Source organism: Labilibaculum antarcticum, assembly GCF_002356295.1.
GTDB lineage: Bacteria > Bacteroidota > Bacteroidia > Bacteroidales > Marinifilaceae > Labilibaculum > Labilibaculum antarcticum.
This window is the reverse complement of the sequence record NZ_AP018042.1, coordinates 2,396,672-2,412,442: the sequence shown is the minus strand read 5'-3', so window position 1 is coordinate 2,412,442 and position 15,771 is coordinate 2,396,672. Positions and strand designations below refer to the sequence as shown.

At 38.9% G+C, this 15,771-nt stretch carries 10 protein-coding genes, 2 tRNA genes and 6 rRNA genes; 6 read left to right on the top strand and 12 right to left on the bottom strand.

Annotation, left to right across the window (positions count from 1 at the left end):
• The first annotated feature begins 73 nt into the window (after positions 1 to 73).
• Positions 74 to 526 carry a hypothetical protein gene (locus tag ALGA_RS09540; RefSeq protein WP_096429092.1) on the top strand — a complete coding sequence of 151 codons (453 nt, stop codon included), beginning with the start codon at positions 74 to 76 and terminating at the stop codon, positions 524 to 526.
• Positions 527 to 530: 4 nt separating this feature from the next.
• A complete protein-coding gene (locus ALGA_RS09535; protein WP_096429091.1) occupies positions 531 to 1,880 on the top strand; it encodes a DUF5458 family protein in 1,350 nt (449 codons plus the stop codon).
• 79 nt (positions 1,881 to 1,959) lie between these two features.
• On the opposite strand, the gene ALGA_RS09530 is transcribed toward ALGA_RS09535, so the two are convergent.
• Genes ALGA_RS09530 through ALGA_RS09520 form a run of 3 tightly spaced genes read right to left on the bottom strand, consistent with a single transcriptional unit; the run spans position 1,960 to position 4,333 of the window.
• Positions 1,960 to 2,826 (bottom strand): TssN family type VI secretion system protein, encoded by an 867-nt coding sequence (locus ALGA_RS09530; protein ID WP_096429090.1) that lies wholly within the window; start codon positions 2,824 to 2,826, stop codon positions 1,960 to 1,962.
• An 18-nt stretch (positions 2,827 to 2,844) separates the two neighbouring features.
• Positions 2,845 to 3,759 carry a hypothetical protein gene (locus ALGA_RS09525; protein ID WP_096429089.1) on the bottom strand — a complete coding sequence of 305 codons (915 nt, stop codon included), beginning with the start codon at positions 3,757 to 3,759 and terminating at the stop codon, positions 2,845 to 2,847.
• The gene (locus ALGA_RS09520; protein ID WP_096429088.1) at positions 3,749 to 4,333 is read right to left on the bottom strand and encodes an NlpC/P60 family protein; all 585 of its coding nucleotides are present in this window, start codon (positions 4,331 to 4,333) and stop codon (positions 3,749 to 3,751) included. The genes ALGA_RS09525 and ALGA_RS09520 overlap by 11 nt, the downstream gene beginning before the upstream one ends.
• A 522-nt stretch (positions 4,334 to 4,855) precedes the next feature.
• On the opposite strand from ALGA_RS09520, the gene tssD (ALGA_RS09515) reads away from it, so the two are divergent.
• The 4 genes from tssD (ALGA_RS09515) (at position 4,856) to ALGA_RS22945 (ending at position 8,085) form a co-directional block, all read left to right on the top strand.
• Complete coding sequence (gene tssD, locus ALGA_RS09515) at positions 4,856 to 5,242, top strand: type VI secretion system tube protein TssD (protein WP_096433560.1); 387 nt, start codon at positions 4,856 to 4,858, stop codon at positions 5,240 to 5,242.
• A 258-nt stretch (positions 5,243 to 5,500) separates the two neighbouring features.
• Positions 5,501 to 5,899 carry a type VI secretion system tube protein TssD gene (tssD, locus tag ALGA_RS09510; RefSeq protein ID WP_096429087.1) on the top strand — a complete coding sequence of 133 codons (399 nt, stop codon included), beginning with the start codon at positions 5,501 to 5,503 and terminating at the stop codon, positions 5,897 to 5,899.
• 158 nt (positions 5,900 to 6,057) lie between these two features.
• Entirely contained in the window at positions 6,058 to 7,890 is a 1,833-nt protein-coding gene (locus ALGA_RS09505) for a type VI secretion system Vgr family protein (protein ID WP_096429086.1), read from the top strand.
• A gap of 21 nt (positions 7,891 to 7,911) precedes the next feature.
• Positions 7,912 to 8,085 carry a hypothetical protein gene (locus ALGA_RS22945; protein ID WP_153244844.1) on the top strand — a complete coding sequence of 58 codons (174 nt, stop codon included), beginning with the start codon at positions 7,912 to 7,914 and terminating at the stop codon, positions 8,083 to 8,085.
• Between the two features lie 172 nt (positions 8,086 to 8,257).
• Here ALGA_RS22945 and ALGA_RS23585 read toward each other — a convergent pair whose 3' ends face one another.
• From ALGA_RS23585 to rrf (ALGA_RS09465), 9 genes are all read right to left on the bottom strand, one after another.
• On the bottom strand, positions 8,258 to 8,359 hold the full coding sequence (locus ALGA_RS23585) for a hypothetical protein (protein ID WP_394339914.1): 102 nt from the start codon (positions 8,357 to 8,359) through the stop codon (positions 8,258 to 8,260).
• 267 nt (positions 8,360 to 8,626) lie between these two features.
• Positions 8,627 to 8,737 (bottom strand): 5S ribosomal RNA (gene rrf / locus ALGA_RS09500).
• 104 nt (positions 8,738 to 8,841) lie between these two features.
• Positions 8,842 to 11,717: ribosomal RNA gene (locus tag ALGA_RS09495) — 23S ribosomal RNA — on the bottom strand.
• 118 nt (positions 11,718 to 11,835) lie between these two features.
• A tRNA-Ala gene (locus ALGA_RS09490) sits at positions 11,836 to 11,909 on the bottom strand.
• A gap of 88 nt (positions 11,910 to 11,997) precedes the next feature.
• Positions 11,998 to 12,071, bottom strand: a tRNA-Ile gene (locus ALGA_RS09485).
• Positions 12,072 to 12,214: 143 nt separating this feature from the next.
• A 16S ribosomal RNA gene (locus ALGA_RS09480) occupies positions 12,215 to 13,734 on the bottom strand.
• A 1,409-nt stretch (positions 13,735 to 15,143) separates the two neighbouring features.
• A 5S ribosomal RNA gene (gene rrf / locus ALGA_RS09475) occupies positions 15,144 to 15,254 on the bottom strand.
• Between the two features lie 129 nt (positions 15,255 to 15,383).
• Positions 15,384 to 15,494 (bottom strand): 5S ribosomal RNA (gene rrf, locus ALGA_RS09470).
• A gap of 131 nt (positions 15,495 to 15,625) precedes the next feature.
• Positions 15,626 to 15,736, bottom strand: a 5S ribosomal RNA gene (gene rrf, locus ALGA_RS09465).
• The 16S, 23S and 5S rRNA genes sit together here with 2 tRNA genes alongside, the layout of an rRNA operon.
• Positions 15,737 to 15,771: the final 35 nt, after the last annotated feature.

Here is a 15,771-nt window from a genome sequence, read left to right as displayed (position 1 = left end):
TAAAAGCTCGAAATCTGACAATTATATTTTACTATAGAAAACCTATTAATTAATAATTTAAAAAATACAGAGCATGAACGGAAATTTTGAGCTTGGTGGATCAGAAGTAAAATTAGATGCCGGTGAGGCTATCCAGGAAATTCCACAAAACAAAACTCTTCTAATTGAAAAGTTAACTTACGACGCACCTATTAAACCAGACATTGTAAAAGGACTTACTACGGTAGAAGCGGTATTTGAACACTACAAACCACAAATCGAAGTAAATTTTGAAACCTCTGATGGAACTTCACAAAAAGAAACACTTGGATTTAAAAACTTAGGTGATTTTGGTATAAAAGGCATAACTGCACAAAGTGAGTTTCTAAAAAATTTAACGACCGAAAAAGAACAGCACAATAAAATCATTAAACAGCTAAAAACGAATAAAATTCTGAAAACTGCACTTACCGATCCTGAAGCAAAAGCGGCTCTTTCGGCTGCTATCATTGGATTAATTGAGGAATTAAACGAATTGGAGAGATAATAAGATGATGCAAAATAAAGAACAATTGGCGAATTCGGTAGCAGCTAGCGAATTACCTTTAAAAGAAAATGTTGCCAAATTGGCAAAATATGGTGGATTTGATCTATTGGAAACTGCCATTGAAGGAATACAAAACATGAACCCTGAGCGTAAAGCCAGAAAGAAAATATTCCTCACAGAAAACACTAAAAAAGAGGAGCGCGATCAGCTAAAAAGAACTCTTGAAATATGGTCTAAAGCTATTAATAGCTCGAGCGATATTAATGAGATGATTGACAACAGCAAAGAAAAAGCTACAGAAACAACAAAAACTCTAAAGAAAAACCTTGGTGCGGTAATTGAACAATCCCGTGATCTAGAACGATCATACCGAAGCACTGCTCTGTTCTATAAAAATTCAGAACAAGATAAAGTTAAAAATATATCCATCATGAATGCTGAACCAGATCAAATTAAAGATTTGGACAACACAAGATTCATTGACGCTGTCTCATCTGAAATAAAAAACACTTACGATCGCCTTGACTTAAGTGACAACTACGGTTTATTAGTTTTGCCAGGCTACCTTGGATCCAATATGCTTATTGAAAAATGGGGTAAAATTGCTTACGACAACAAAGTAATGATGGTAACCGATTTTGAGCATTTGGACGAAGCTGATGATGTAATGGAAATGTTTAGTGCAGCCAACCTTACTGGCGGAGATATGTTTCGATCTAATGTGATGATGACCTGTAATTGGCTTGTTGGTCGTGGTAAATTCGATGAAGTAAACGAAGAAGATGATCTTTACGTGCCACCTGCAGGAGCATTGGCCGGCAAGGTATACCAAACACTTATGTCGCAGGTTACTGCTGGTAAAAAGTTTGGAGGAATCAACGAAGTACAGGGAGTTAAATTCGACCTTCGAAAAAGCGAAATATCCAGTCTTGAAAAAATGGGATTGATCCCAATGGTAAACGAATATGGAAAGGTTATGGCTTTCTCTGCCAAAACACTTTTTAATGGAGCTAATTTAGGCCTTCAAACTTATTCGGTAGTTCGAGTATTCGATTACGTAACCAAGGTGATGATGGATTTCCTTAACCGTCGGGCTTTCGAAAACTTCAATGCAAAAACACGTAAGGAGCTTCTTAAGCAAATCATTCAATTTTTAGATACCATCTCTGGTCCCGATAAATTGATTGAAAATTTCACGATTAAACGTTTCGAGCAAGATCCAATTCAAAAAGATCGTGTTCATCTTGATATTCATATGAAACCATACTTTCCTGCTAAAAACTTCTTGATAAAAATGGAAGGACAAAAAGGAGATGATGGAAATGAATGGGATAGCGAATACGAACAAAAATAACCCATATTACTAAATAAAATAAAACAGGCTTGCTAATTATCAGCAAGCCTGTTTTATTTTATTCTCATCAACGAAAAACCTAATCAGTTAGCCTGTGACACAAAATTACATTGTTTTCTTTTATACTGTTTCGATATACTGTTTGTTCTGTATTAACTTGCTTCCACCTTCCGATAAACCTAGGTCTTCGATAAAAAATCCAACTTTGTAATTTATCTTCATTGATACCATATTGAATTACTTCTTCGGGATGCTTCTGATTGTAATCGTTTATAAAATGATAAAAGAACATTCCAAAATCCATATTCTCGGGCGCTCTTACTCTAAATCGAGACACATACTCTGCATCTTTGGATTTCAAAAATTCCAAGGTTATAATATAAGGATTCTTTAAATCTTCATACTCTGGTCTCACATATTTTTTATTGACCGGATATTCCCACTTCCTGTAAATAGCTAAAGGAATATCCATTGCACTATTAAACAAATGAAGAAACAACCAGGGAAATATCACACCAATTGTAGCAGACAGGAAGAAATAATGCAGTCCGACAATTCCAAATCGACCGGCAATTTGAATAAAAACTATAAAACCGATTAAAATAGAAATAAGTATAAACAACAATTGTGCTAACCACTTATGCTTTTCTGGCCATTCAAAATACTTCTCCAAGGCCACAACCATGAGGTAACCAAATAACAAACTCATCACCATTATCGCAATGTAGTTTGATGATATTCCGTAAAACATCAGATTTTTAATTGTGAACAATGAGCAAATAGCATAAGCCAGTGCTGCAACAAGAAAATAAAGAATCATTTTCTTCCTGTCATGAGCGAATAGCTTTTTTAAACTCTTTGCAAAGGCAAAAATCAAAGCTCCAAAAAATATAAATAAAATAGAGACCGCATTAACATCCCCGGATAATAAACTTTTTAATATCATAATACAGATCTGTTTTTTTTAGGAATTTAATACGGATGAATAACCAAGTACACCAAAACCTATAGGCGTATAACTTCTATTCGTTTTGCAAATAACTTCTAACTCATATTCTGCAGGCAATAAATACTCAAGAAACTCCATTATAAATTTATGAATAGAACCACCTTTTAGGTAATCCTTAACCTCGGTATCCTTCACTCCTTCAACCTGAAATTGAATGGAAGGAAGTTCTTCTGTTGAACTACCAACTATAAAATTATGCCCTAAAATAATTTCCTTATTCTTGTCCAAAATATTACTTATGACACAAGAATACACTCTTTTATAAGAAACTGGTTTTGATAAAAACACCTGTAATATTTTACAAATTTTGACAATGTTTCCTTTTACTGAATATGCCAAAGGAGCAACTTTAAGAAGAAATTGCTTTTGACTTTCTGTTAAGTCTTGATTAATATCCCAAAATCGAATTAAAAAACTTTGAAATTGATGATCCTGATTTTTAAGCAAATCAGCTTCTTGCCGTTCAATTCTAACCAGAATCGCAAACAATTCATTTTCAAAAGGTTTAAAAAAAAGCCTTGCCTCTTTTTCTTCTCTTTTCTGTTTTTGATGAAGCTGAATTAATTGCTGAATATTTTCTTTCCCATTGCCTTGATTCCTTTCGTGAACAACTCCTTCAGGCAATAAATCGTAAATCCCATTTCGTGAGAGAAGCAAAGTCACCTGATCCCACTCATCATCTATACCCAATTGAGCTTTCTCAACATCTCTCCTAAACGGACGATTAAAAGAACTATTCATATGTATTGTCAGATTTTCTGAAGATACACCACGATCATACAACTGGCTAGCAATTATTTCAGCTTTTAAATTAAAGGGCATTACCTTTAAGTCATTTATGCGTTTACGTAATGTTTTCTCATTTAACATCCCTAACAATTTTAGCGTTTGAAATCACATGAAACTTTGTGATTGAATCTCGCAAATGATGAAAACACAAGTCACCCCCTGCATCGGCAGCAACAAAAATATTATTATCCAAATAAAAACCGACCTCCTTAACAGTTCTGTATTTCTCCTTAAAAAACACCAAATCTCCTTCCTCTAAGAAATGACAATCTTTAAAAAGATAGGTTTTACGAGCCTTGTAAAGCTCATCAATCCCCACCGGCAACTTAGTTTTAAGATTTAAATAGTACAAATATTGAATAAAACCAATATTTAAAGATCCCAGCGCAAGCATGTTGGAATCCCTAACAGTCAACCATTTATCAATATTTCGATAGAGCGCAATGTTTCTAATATCTTTATTCTCAACATGAAGAATCCCGGCATACTTTTCTTTTAATGCTACAACAGCAGGTGCATCATTATAAATGGTATTGTGAACTATTTTTTTAGAACCACAAGAAATAATACAGCAAAAACCAATAATCAGACAAAGCAAAACCATCGCTTTCTCATATCGAATTCGCTTAAAAATTGAACTATTAGTTGTCAGCATTAATTTAAAATAAAAGTTAATGTGTCTATTTCGAATTCAAAACACGTTAACAAAATTATGAAACATTCTAATTAAGAAAAAATATTAAACAGTAAATATTCATTAAAATGGAAAAATAAATCTAAACCCCCCATGTTCATTACAAAATTATGTATGCGTTACACCAAGCAGGAAAAATATGATTATTGATTTAAAACTCATTTAACCCGCACAAATAAAGAGGCGCATCATATTTTACGTTTAATTAATTAGCAATTTTAAGCATTAAATCAATAACTCACTGAGAAACACAATTAAACGAACTATTAAATTAATGTTATTTTTTTTAAAAAAAAATAAAGAGGTACATAAATCTCAAAAAGCTCAATAATACTAGGCATACAGATGTTAATTTATATGTTAATTCATCATGAACATTGTCTAAGTCACAACTTTTGGAATGAAAGTTTGTTGCATTTCTTAATTACTATTCATAATTTTACAATTGTATTATTATTATTATTAACATTAAATTTTATCATTATGTCGTTTAAAGCGAAATTAAATGTAGGTGGAAAAACAATGAATGTTCTTTCCTGTAATTACGATTTAACTCAAGAAGTTGATGCAACAGGACGTCCTTCTTCCATTACACGTGGAGGTCGTATCATGTTAACCGTAGAAAGTACTGGTGATACTGATATGTTCGAATGGATGTGTAACAACTTTGAGAGAAAAGATGGCACAGTAACTTTCTTAAAGCGAGATACCGACGCTAAACAGAAAGAATTGTCTTTTACAGAAGGTTACCTTGTGAAATATGAGGAGAAATTTAATGCCTTTGATAATATGGCAATGGCTGAATCGTTTACCATTTCTGCCCGTGAAATTAAAATGGGTAGTGGTGAGCACGTTAACGATTGGGTTTAATTTTGCTTAGGGAAGAGGGACGACATAGATATGTCGTCCTTCCCAACTAAAATCAGGATACCATCACGTATTCCGAATAAGGTAAAAGTACAAAATTACCTGAAAAAAGAATAAAAGAATCCTGATAAAGAAGCTATCGTTACTTGCGATAGCTTCACTATTTTTCAATTTACAAACTCCGTTTATCCGTTTATAGATACAATTGCGAATAAATAAACGGACATGCCTGTTTTTCAACCCTACTAAAACGTAATCCTTATGTCATTTTTGGCTGAATTTATTATCGACAACTCTGTTGCAAAAGTTATTAGTTGTCATTTTGGGATGGATCAATCCATCACGGTGAATGGACGAGCTTCTCAAAAGCCTGTTGGTGGAGGAATTATCGAACTTGAACTTGAATCTACTTCCAGTACGGAATTCTTCGACTGGATGGCCTCACCCGATCAACGCAAAAGTGGGAGTGTGACTTTTTACCGTCGTGATGCAATGTCTCGCTTAAAAAGACTCGATTTCACTGATGCTCTTTGTGTTTCCTACCATGAGTATTTTCATGCTGAAGGATCACACCCAATGATTACTAAAATGAAATTATCGGCTCGTGAAATAAGCCTTGAAGATGTTTCTGTAGTGAACGACTGGAATGCCGAAGCCTAGAAACAGAATTCATTCTATCGGAGAATTTAATAAAAACATTGAATTTATTTTAGAACTATGTCCCGAGTGAATATCGATTTAGGCTATTGCCAAAGAATTCTTATTCCTATAAAGAAATCAATCCCACCAAATTAAATACTAGTTAAAACTCAACCAGCATGGCACTGCAAACAAATACAATCATAAAAGTAAATGGTGTACAATATCCTAATTTTCTTGATTTACAGATCATTCAAGGGATAAATTCACATCACTATTTTGACATAAGCATTTTATGGGAGCAATTTACCGAAGAAGGCAATGCAATCATCGATAAAACACAATCATTTATTGGACAAAAATTAGAAATTCTAATTACTGATAATGTTGAGGGATCAACTATTCCGGAGGGAACATTTATTGGAATCATCACAGAAGCAGAAACTGTTAAATCAGAATTTTCATCGGTTGGCGATCACATTCGAATAAAAGGTTACAGTCCTACCATTTTATTGGACGATGGACCTCATTGCATTGGCTACGAAGAAAAAGACTTAGCCGAAATTGTTCGTTTGGTTACTGCTGCTTACCAAATCGAAACTCCCCCAATAATCAATCCAATTACACGAGATGTTTTTCCATACATCGTACAATACAATCAAAGTGCTTTTGGTTTTTTAAGTCAGTTGGCTTCGCGTTTTGGTGAATGGTTTTACTACGATGGACAAAAAATAATTTTCGGATCGGAAAGCACAGAACCTTTGCCTTTAAAATATGGCATCGATCTGATGGATTTTAACCTAAAAATGGTTACTCATCCAAAAACATTTAACTATGTAACAAGGGATTACTATACCAATGAGAAATTAGAAAGTTCGATTGCTGCCGGAACTGAACTTACCGGATATCATGCCTTTATGGCTGAAAAATCGGAAGCCATGTTTGGGCAGGAAACTATAGTTGATTTTCACCGACACACTGCTGACGGAGATTTAAATCAGGCTCTGGAAAATTCAACTGTAAAACAAGGTGAAGCAAATGTTTCGCGCATGGTTATTTTAACCGGAAGCACAATGAATCCAGGACTTAAAGTGGGTGGATTGATTTCCATTGCGCAAAGAACAGCCAATGGTGAAACGGCCTATGGTACGTACCTTGTTACCAAATTGTCGCATACCTGTCAAATGTCGGGCGATTACAAAAATAATTTCGAAGCAATTCCAGAAAACGTTGTTTATCCTCCATATACTAATGTAGCACTATTCCCTCAATGTCAAACTCAAACGGCAATGGTTGTAGCTAATGCCGATCCTCAGAGTATGGGAAGAATACGAGTTCAATTTAGCTGGCAGTTAACTGCTCCTTCCCCATGGATTCGAATGACTCAACCTCATGGTGGCGCTGATAAGGGATTCCATTTTATTCCTGAAATTGGAGAAGAAGTAATGGTTGGTTTTGAAGCTGGAAACGCCGAGAAACCATTCGTAATTGGAACCCTATACCATGGAGCAGCCAAACCGGAAAGCTTTGCAAGTGATACAAATGATGTAAAAGTCATTAGAACACGAAGCGGACATACCATTGAATTGAATGATTTGGAAGGCGAAGAAAAAATTAACATTTACGATAACGAAGGCAGTATCATCACTTTCGATACACAAGCAAAATCACTAACGATTAGCTCAGTCGAAACCATTGATATCAGCGCAAAAAACATCAATATATCTGCCGAAGAAAACATACAGATTGCTGCACAACAGAATATTGGAATCGCTGCTCAAGCCGATGCGAGTATGCAAGCTGAAGGAAATCTTGCGCTTCAATCGACGGGTGACACTACGGTAAATAGTAGTGCCGCTTTGACTCTTGCCGCAACTACCGATGCCGCTTTAAGTGGACAAAATGCAAGCATTTCGGGACAAGCAGAGGCTGGCTTATCGGGTATGCAAGTTAAAGTAGAAGGCCAGATCACAGCTGTACAGGGTGCTAGTGGGAAAATTGAAATCATGTAAACCAATAATCCTACATAAACAATGGGCTATATCTCAAAATATACCGATGAAATGGATATTCATATTGAAGAATATCGAAATACCATATTGGTACAGCAAAAATGGAAGTATAATTGGCTAAATGAGGAAGGAACCAGTCCATGGAGATATATTGAAAAGAACGAATTTCACAATCAGGCAGACAAATTGATTTGATCAATCTGGGGAAATCATTTCAAAATAAAAGTAAAAGGGAGCTCTGAATTTACTCAACGCAATAAGGACAAAGTGTTCCTGTAAATTTTGATATAAAATGGGGTCGTTGATGGAGAACATTGGGTAGTCGCAGCATGGAAATAGAATTGCAACAAAATATGATACAAAAAGATTAGGCTGCCAATTTGTAATAAGCTCTTAATTCAATTTCTTTCTCTAAAGGTGTTTTATATCCTAAACTTGAGTGTATTCTTTTAATATTATACCAATAAATGTAGCATGTCCATATAAGACTTATGAGGCGGTTAGAACTTTGATGCTACCAAAGGCTGAATCAGTATAGAACAAGGCTTAAAAATAGTTTAAAGGTATATAATCTGTAGTTTTTTGAGAATTACCACCATCGCTAAATAGACAGTTCCCTCATTTCTCATAAATAGATTATTACATTTATAGTATTACTAATGCACAAAAGCATTACTACCAGACTTTAGGGCACAAAAAAAGAGTCTTACTCCTAGTTGGAATAAGACTCTTTAAAAGTTGGCGTCGACCTACTCTCCCACCAGTCGGCAGTACCATCGGCGCAATCGGGCTTAACTTCTCTGTTCGGAATGGGAAGAGGTGGAACCCCGATGCAATAGACACCTAAAATCATTAATCTATATTGGACCATAGCCCTTACAGATAATATCATAGACATATCGAAAAATTAAAGCAAAAATAACATTGAAAAGATTCAATGATGAACCCCGCACTCAGAAGTATTAGGGTAATTAGTATTGCTCGGCTTTGGTGTCACCACCTTTACACCTGCAACCTATCAACGTCGTAGTCTCCAACGACCCTTAAAGGAAATCTCATCTTGAGGTAGGCTTCGTGCTTAGATGCTTTCAGCACTTATCCCTTCCGAACGTAGCTACTCTGCAATGCAGCTGGCGCCACAACAGATGCACTAGAGGTTCGTCCAACCCGGTCCTCTCGTACTAGAGTCAGATCCTCTCAAATTTCCAACGCCCACAACAGATAGGGACCGAACTGTCTCACGACGTTCTGAACCCAGCTCGCGTGCCACTTTAATGGGCGAACAGCCCAACCCTTGGGACCTTCTCCAGCCCCAGGATGTGACGAGCCGACATCGAGGTGCCAAACCGCTCCGTCGATATGAGCTCTTGGGAGCGATCAGCCTGTTATCCCCGGCGTACCTTTTATCCTTTGAGCGATGGCCCTTCCATACGGAACCACCGGATCACTATGCTCTACTTTCGTACCTGATCGACTTGTCTGTCTCACAGTCAAGCACCCTTGTGCCATTGCACTCTACACACGATTACCAAACGTGTTGAGGGTACCTTTAGAAGCCTCCGTTACTCTTTTGGAGGCGACCACCCCAGTCAAACTACCCACCACACACTGTCCGTCGTTAGACGTTAGACTCCAGATAAGCAAAGGGACGTATTTCAAGGTTGACTCCACAACCCCTAGCGAGGCCGCTTCGTAGTCTCCGTCCTATCCTACACATTACTTACCCAAAATCAATGTGAAGCTGCAGTAAAGGTGCACGGGGTCTTTCCGTCCCGTTGCGGGTAATCGGCATCTTCACCGATACTACAATTTCACCGAGCTCATGGCTGAGACAGTGCCCAGATCGTTACACCATTCGTGCAGGTCGGAACTTACCCGACAAGGAATTTCGCTACCTTAGGACCGTTATAGTTACGGCCGCCGTTTACTGGGGCTTCATTTCAATGCTTCGCCGAAACTAACATCTCCACTTAACCTTCCAGCACCGGGCAGGTGTCAGGCCTTATACTTCAACTTTCGTTTTTGCAAAGCCATGTGTTTTTGATAAACAGTCGCCTGGGCCATTTCACTGCGGCTCTCATCGCTGAGAGCGTCCTTTCTCCCGAAGTTACAGGACTATTTTGCCGAGTTCCTTAGCCATGAATCACTCGAGCGCCTTAGTATACTCTACTTGACTACCTGTGTCGGTTTGAGGTACGAGCAGCACCAACCTGAAGCTTAGAGGTTTTTCTTGGAAGTAAAATTAGGCACACTATCTGCGCTGCCGTAGCATTGCAGTACTATCGACTTTCAGCTCAAGATGCGGATTTGCCTACATCTCTCATCACGTACGGTCTTCAACGAACTATTCCGTCAGTTCGCGGTGCTTTCATCTCTTCGTCACCCCATCGCAGTTGGCGCCGGTACAGGAATATTAACCTGTTGTCCATCGAGTTCGCCCTTCGGCTACCCCTTAGGTCCCGACTAACCCTGATCCGATTAGCGTTGATCAGGAAACCTTAGTCTATTGGCGTGCGGGTTTCTCACCCGCATTATCGTTACTTATGCCTACATTTGCTTTTCTAGAAGCTCCACAATGCATTACCACACTGCTTCTGCGCCGCTAGAATGCTCCCCTACCAGTTAGAATAAATTCTAAATCCATAGCTTCGGTAGTATGTTTTATGCCCGATTATCATCCATGCAAGATCGCTCGACTAGTGAGCTGTTACGCACTCTTTAAATGAATGGCTGCTTCCAAGCCAACATCCTAGCTGTCAATGCAATCTCACCTCGTTAGTTCAACTTAACATACATTTGGGGACCTTAGCTGATGGTCTGGGTTCTTTCCCTCTCGTCCATGGACCTTAGCACCCATGGGCTCACTGCCAGATATAAGTTATAGCATTCGGAGTTTGTCTGGATTTGATAGGCGGTGAAGCCCTCGCATCCAATCAGTAGCTCTACCTCTATAACTCTCGACTCTGACGCTGCACCTAAATGCATTTCGGGGAGTACGAGCTATTTCTCAGTTTGATTGGCCTTTCACCCCTACCCACAGTTCATCCCAAGACTTTTCAACGTCAACGGGTTGGGCCCTCCACTCTGGATTAACAGAGCTTCAGCCTGACCATGGGTAGATCACCAAGTTTCGCGTCTACCCCCACTAACTTTACGCCCTATTCAGACTCGCTTTCGCTTCGACTACGCACCTGAAGTGCTTAATCTCGCTAGTGAGGAGTAACTCGTAGGCTCATTATGCAAAAGGCACGCCGTCACTACACAAGGTAGCTCCGACCGCTTGTAAGCGTATGGTTTCAGGTACTATTTCACTCCTCTATTCGAGGTGCTTTTCACCTTTCCCTCACGGTACTTGTTCACTATCGGTCTCTCAGGAGTATTTAGCCTTACCGGATGGTCCCGGCAGATTCACACAGAATTTCTCGTGTTCCGCGCTACTCAGGATACTGCTAGATTCATTTTGCTTTCGTGTACGGGATTATCACCCTCTGTGATTTGTCTTTCCAAACAATTCCACTTCACGCCACTTCTCATATCGCAGTCCTACAACCCCTACATTGCCGAAACAATATAGGTTTGGGCTGATCCCCGTTCGATCGCCACTACTAGGGGAATCACTTTTGTTTTCTTCTCCTCCGGGTACTTAGATGTTTCAGTTCTCCGGGTTTGCTTCCCTTGCGGGATATCTATAAATAGATGGGTTGCCCCATTCGGAAATTCACGGGTCAAAGGTTATTTGCACCTCTCCATGACTTATCGCAGCTTATCACGTCCTTCATCGCCTCTGAGAGCCAAGGCATCCGCCATACGCTCTTAATTACTTCTTATTGTGTTAACAAAAATAAATCTCGTTACCGAAATTCATCTATGTCTCTTTACTTGTTACTTCTACTTTAATTTTGTTTCAATATGTCAAAGAACTTTAAATACACCATAGTATTTGTGTGGAGAATATCGGAGTCGAACCGATGACCTCCTGCGTGCAAGGCAGGCGCTCTAGCCAACTGAGCTAATCCCCCATATCGTTTCACTTCAATTAATAATGAATAATTAACAATTAATAATAAAATATTACCAATTATTAATTTATAATTACCAATTAAATAGTAGTCCTGCGCAGATTTGAACTGCGGACCCCTACATTATCAGTGTAGTGCTCTAACCAACTGAGCTACAGGACTAAATACCTATCAGCTTAGCGGTGAAAACACCCTAACGCTATGGGTTATGGTATAAATAAATTAATGAAAACAGTCAGTTAGGAAATACAGATAAAACCATTATCTGAATTACAATATCTATATACAATACTTCCAATCTCTAGAAAGGAGGTGTTCCAGCCACACCTTCCGGTACGGCTACCTTGTTACGACTTAGCCCCAGTTACCAATTTTACCCTAGGACGCTCCTTGCGGTTACGTACTTCAGGTCCCCTCGGCTTCCATGGCTTGACGGGCGGTGTGTACAAGGCCCGGGAACGTATTCACCGTAGCGTTGCTGATCTACGATTACTAGCGAATCCAACTTCACGGAGTCGAGTTGCAGACTCCGATCCGAACTGAGACCAGCTTTAGAGATTAGCATCCAGTCACCTGGTAGCAGCCCTTTGTACTGGCCATTGTAACACGTGTGTAGCCCTGGACGTAAGGGCCGTGCTGATTTGACGTCATCCCCACCTTCCTCTCACCTTACGGTGGCAGTCTCGCTAGAGTCCTCAGCTTAACCTGTTAGCAACTAACGATAGGGGTTGCGCTCGTTATGGGACTTAACCCGACACCTCACGGCACGAGCTGACGACAACCATGCAGCACCTTGTAAATTGCTCCGAAGAGAAGACCTATTTCTAAGCCGGTCAATCTACATTTAAGTCCAGGTAAGGTTCCTCGCGTATCATCGAATTAAACCACATGTTCCTCCGCTTGTGCGGGCCCCCGTCAATTCCTTTGAGTTTCATTCTTGCGAACGTACTCCCCAGGTGGATTACTTAATGCTTTCGCTCAGTCACGCACGGTGTATTGTGCACAACGAGTAATCATCGTTTACGGCGTGGACTACCAGGGTATCTAATCCTGTTCGCTCCCCACGCTTTCGTCCATCAGCGTCAATGTTAGTTTAGTGAGCTGCCTTCGCAATCGGTGTTCTACGTTATATCTATGCATTTCACCGCTACATAACGTATTCCGCCCACCTCAACTAAATTCAAGACTTTCAGTATCAATGGCAGTTCCAGAGTTGAGCTCTGGGATTTCACCACTGACTTAAAAGCCCGCCTACGGACCCTTTAAACCCAATAAATCCGGATAACGCTTGGATCCTCCGTATTACCGCGGCTGCTGGCACGGAGTTAGCCGATCCTTATTCTTACAGTACCTTCAGTTCACTACACGTAGCAAAGTTTATTCCTGTAAAAAAGCAGTTTACAACCCATAGGGCCGTCATCCTGCACGCGACATGGCTGGTTCAGGCTTGCGCCCATTGACCAATATTCCTCACTGCTGCCTCCCGTAGGAGTCTGGTCCGTGTCTCAGTACCAGTGTGGGGGACTATCCTCTCAGACCCCCTAAGCATCATAGTCTTGGTGAGCCGTTACCTCACCAACAAACTAATGCTACGCATGCCCATCTTTTACCTCCGAAGATTTAATATTTAAACCATGCGATTCAAATATATTATGCGGTATTAATCCAAATTTCTTTGGGCTATTCCCCAGTAAAAGGTAGGTTGCATACGCGTTACTCACCCGTGCGCCGGTCTCTAAGTAGCAAGCTACTTATACCCCTCGACTTGCATGTGTTAGGCCTGTCGCTAGCGTTCATCCTGAGCCAGGATCAAACTCTTCGTTGTAAAAAAACTTTTATTATAATTCTGCTCATGGATGTATTGAAGTTATCGTAATTTTTATTGACAAGGTTTTATTCTTGTATTTACCTAACTTGTTGTTTTCAATATTTTCAAAGAACTTGTGTCGAAAGTTTCAGCCGAAGCTGTCCGTCTCTGTTCTAAAATTTCATTTCTAAAAAGACAGTCGTTACTGTCTCTAAAAGCGAGTGCAAATATAAGGAATTAAATCCTACAACTGCAAATCTTTTTTCACTTTTATTTTCAAGCTAATTTCACTCTCAAACCCTTTGTTTCCTAGTGGCTCAGTGAGTTCGTTAACTCTTAAAGCGGGTGCAAAGATAATCGATTTAAATCAACATATCCTAATCCCAAAGCAAAAAAATTTCAAAAAAAATAAACTCCGGTTTTTGTGAGATAAAAATTACTCCTCAAATCACTCAAACCCTTGCACACCTTCCGTTGAAAGCGGTGCAAAGATAAACGATTATTTTCCCCACTTCCAAATGCTTTTTGAAACTATTTGGAAACATTCGCTTAACTATCTGGTAACCTGATGGCATATTTTGAAAATAAACTCAGAAAAGGAAACATTCACTAATGATAGCCAGGAAAACACTAGTGGCTAACAATACAAAACAGCATCCATTAGGGATAGAAGCGATATCCTTTTACCGAGGTACGAGATAAAAGATTTAGCGAATAGCCCGACCAATTACCTGTTTTTATAACTGGTAATTGGGAATGGACAGAATAAAATCAAACATCAACTTAATTAAAGAGACATCAATTAGGAATTATTTGTCCTTAATGGTCTACCTGGGAATGATAAAACAAGGAAAGGAAAGCGCGTGGGTACAAATACCTTTAAATCCTATTTGATCTTTAAAGCTATTGTAACGAACTATTTTCTATGGAAGATTGGGAAGGATAACTTACGGGTTTTATAATTGTAAAAGAGGATGCTAATAGAAATTGACTCCTTTTGTGTTTATTAGGTTGACACTCGAAGCAACACATGATCGTTAATGGCATGATTTTTCGGTTAAAAAAGAGAAGTGATCAAATAGTACCACAATAAAAATCCTATTTAGTTTGATCCAGGTCAAGTTTGAGTTGGTATCGATGTAATATTTTCGATTATCGAACGGAGTTTAACTCAAATAAAGTTTTTAAGAAGATTCTTTAAGAAGTTGTTAGACCAATTCTCTCATTCCAAATTTCTGAACATTACTATCAAAACAACATAACTTCCCAGATCTGAGAAATAATATTAAAAAACAGTCAGATTTCAATCCTAATTAACACATTCAAATCCTATCGTTTCGTATCAATATCGTCAACAAATCAAATTCGTTTTAATTTTAGTGCATAAAAAAAAGAGTCTTACTCCGCTTGGAATAAGACTCTTTAAAAGTTGGCGTCGACCTACTCTCCCACCAATCGGCAGTACCATCGGCGCAATCGGGCTTAACTTCTCTGTTCGGAATGGGAAGAGGTGGAACCCCGATGCAATAGACACCTAAAATCGTTTAATCCAATTTGACCTTAAGCCAGTATGGATTCAAATATTTTTGATTGTAAAAGAATAATCCTTCACAAGATAAAATCATAAAAAAAGAGTCTTACTCCTAGTTGGAATAAGACTCTTTAAAAGTTGGCGTCGACCTACTCTCCCACCAGTCGGCAGTACCATCGGCGCAATCGGGCTTAACTTCTCTGTTCGGAATGGGAAGAGGTGGAACCCCGATGCAATAGACACCTAAAATCGTTTAATCCAATTTGACCTTAAGCCAGTATGGATTCAAATATTTTTGATTGTAAAAGAATAATCCTTCACAAGATAAAATCATAAAAAAAAAGAGTCTTACTCCTAGTTGGAATAAGACTCTTTAAAAGTTGGCGTCGACCTACTCTCCCACCAGTCGGCAGTACCATCGGCGCAATCGGGCTTAACTTCTCTGTTCGGAATGGGAAGAGGTGGAACCCCGATGCAATAGACACCTAAAATCATTAATCTATATTGGACCATAGCCCTCAAGA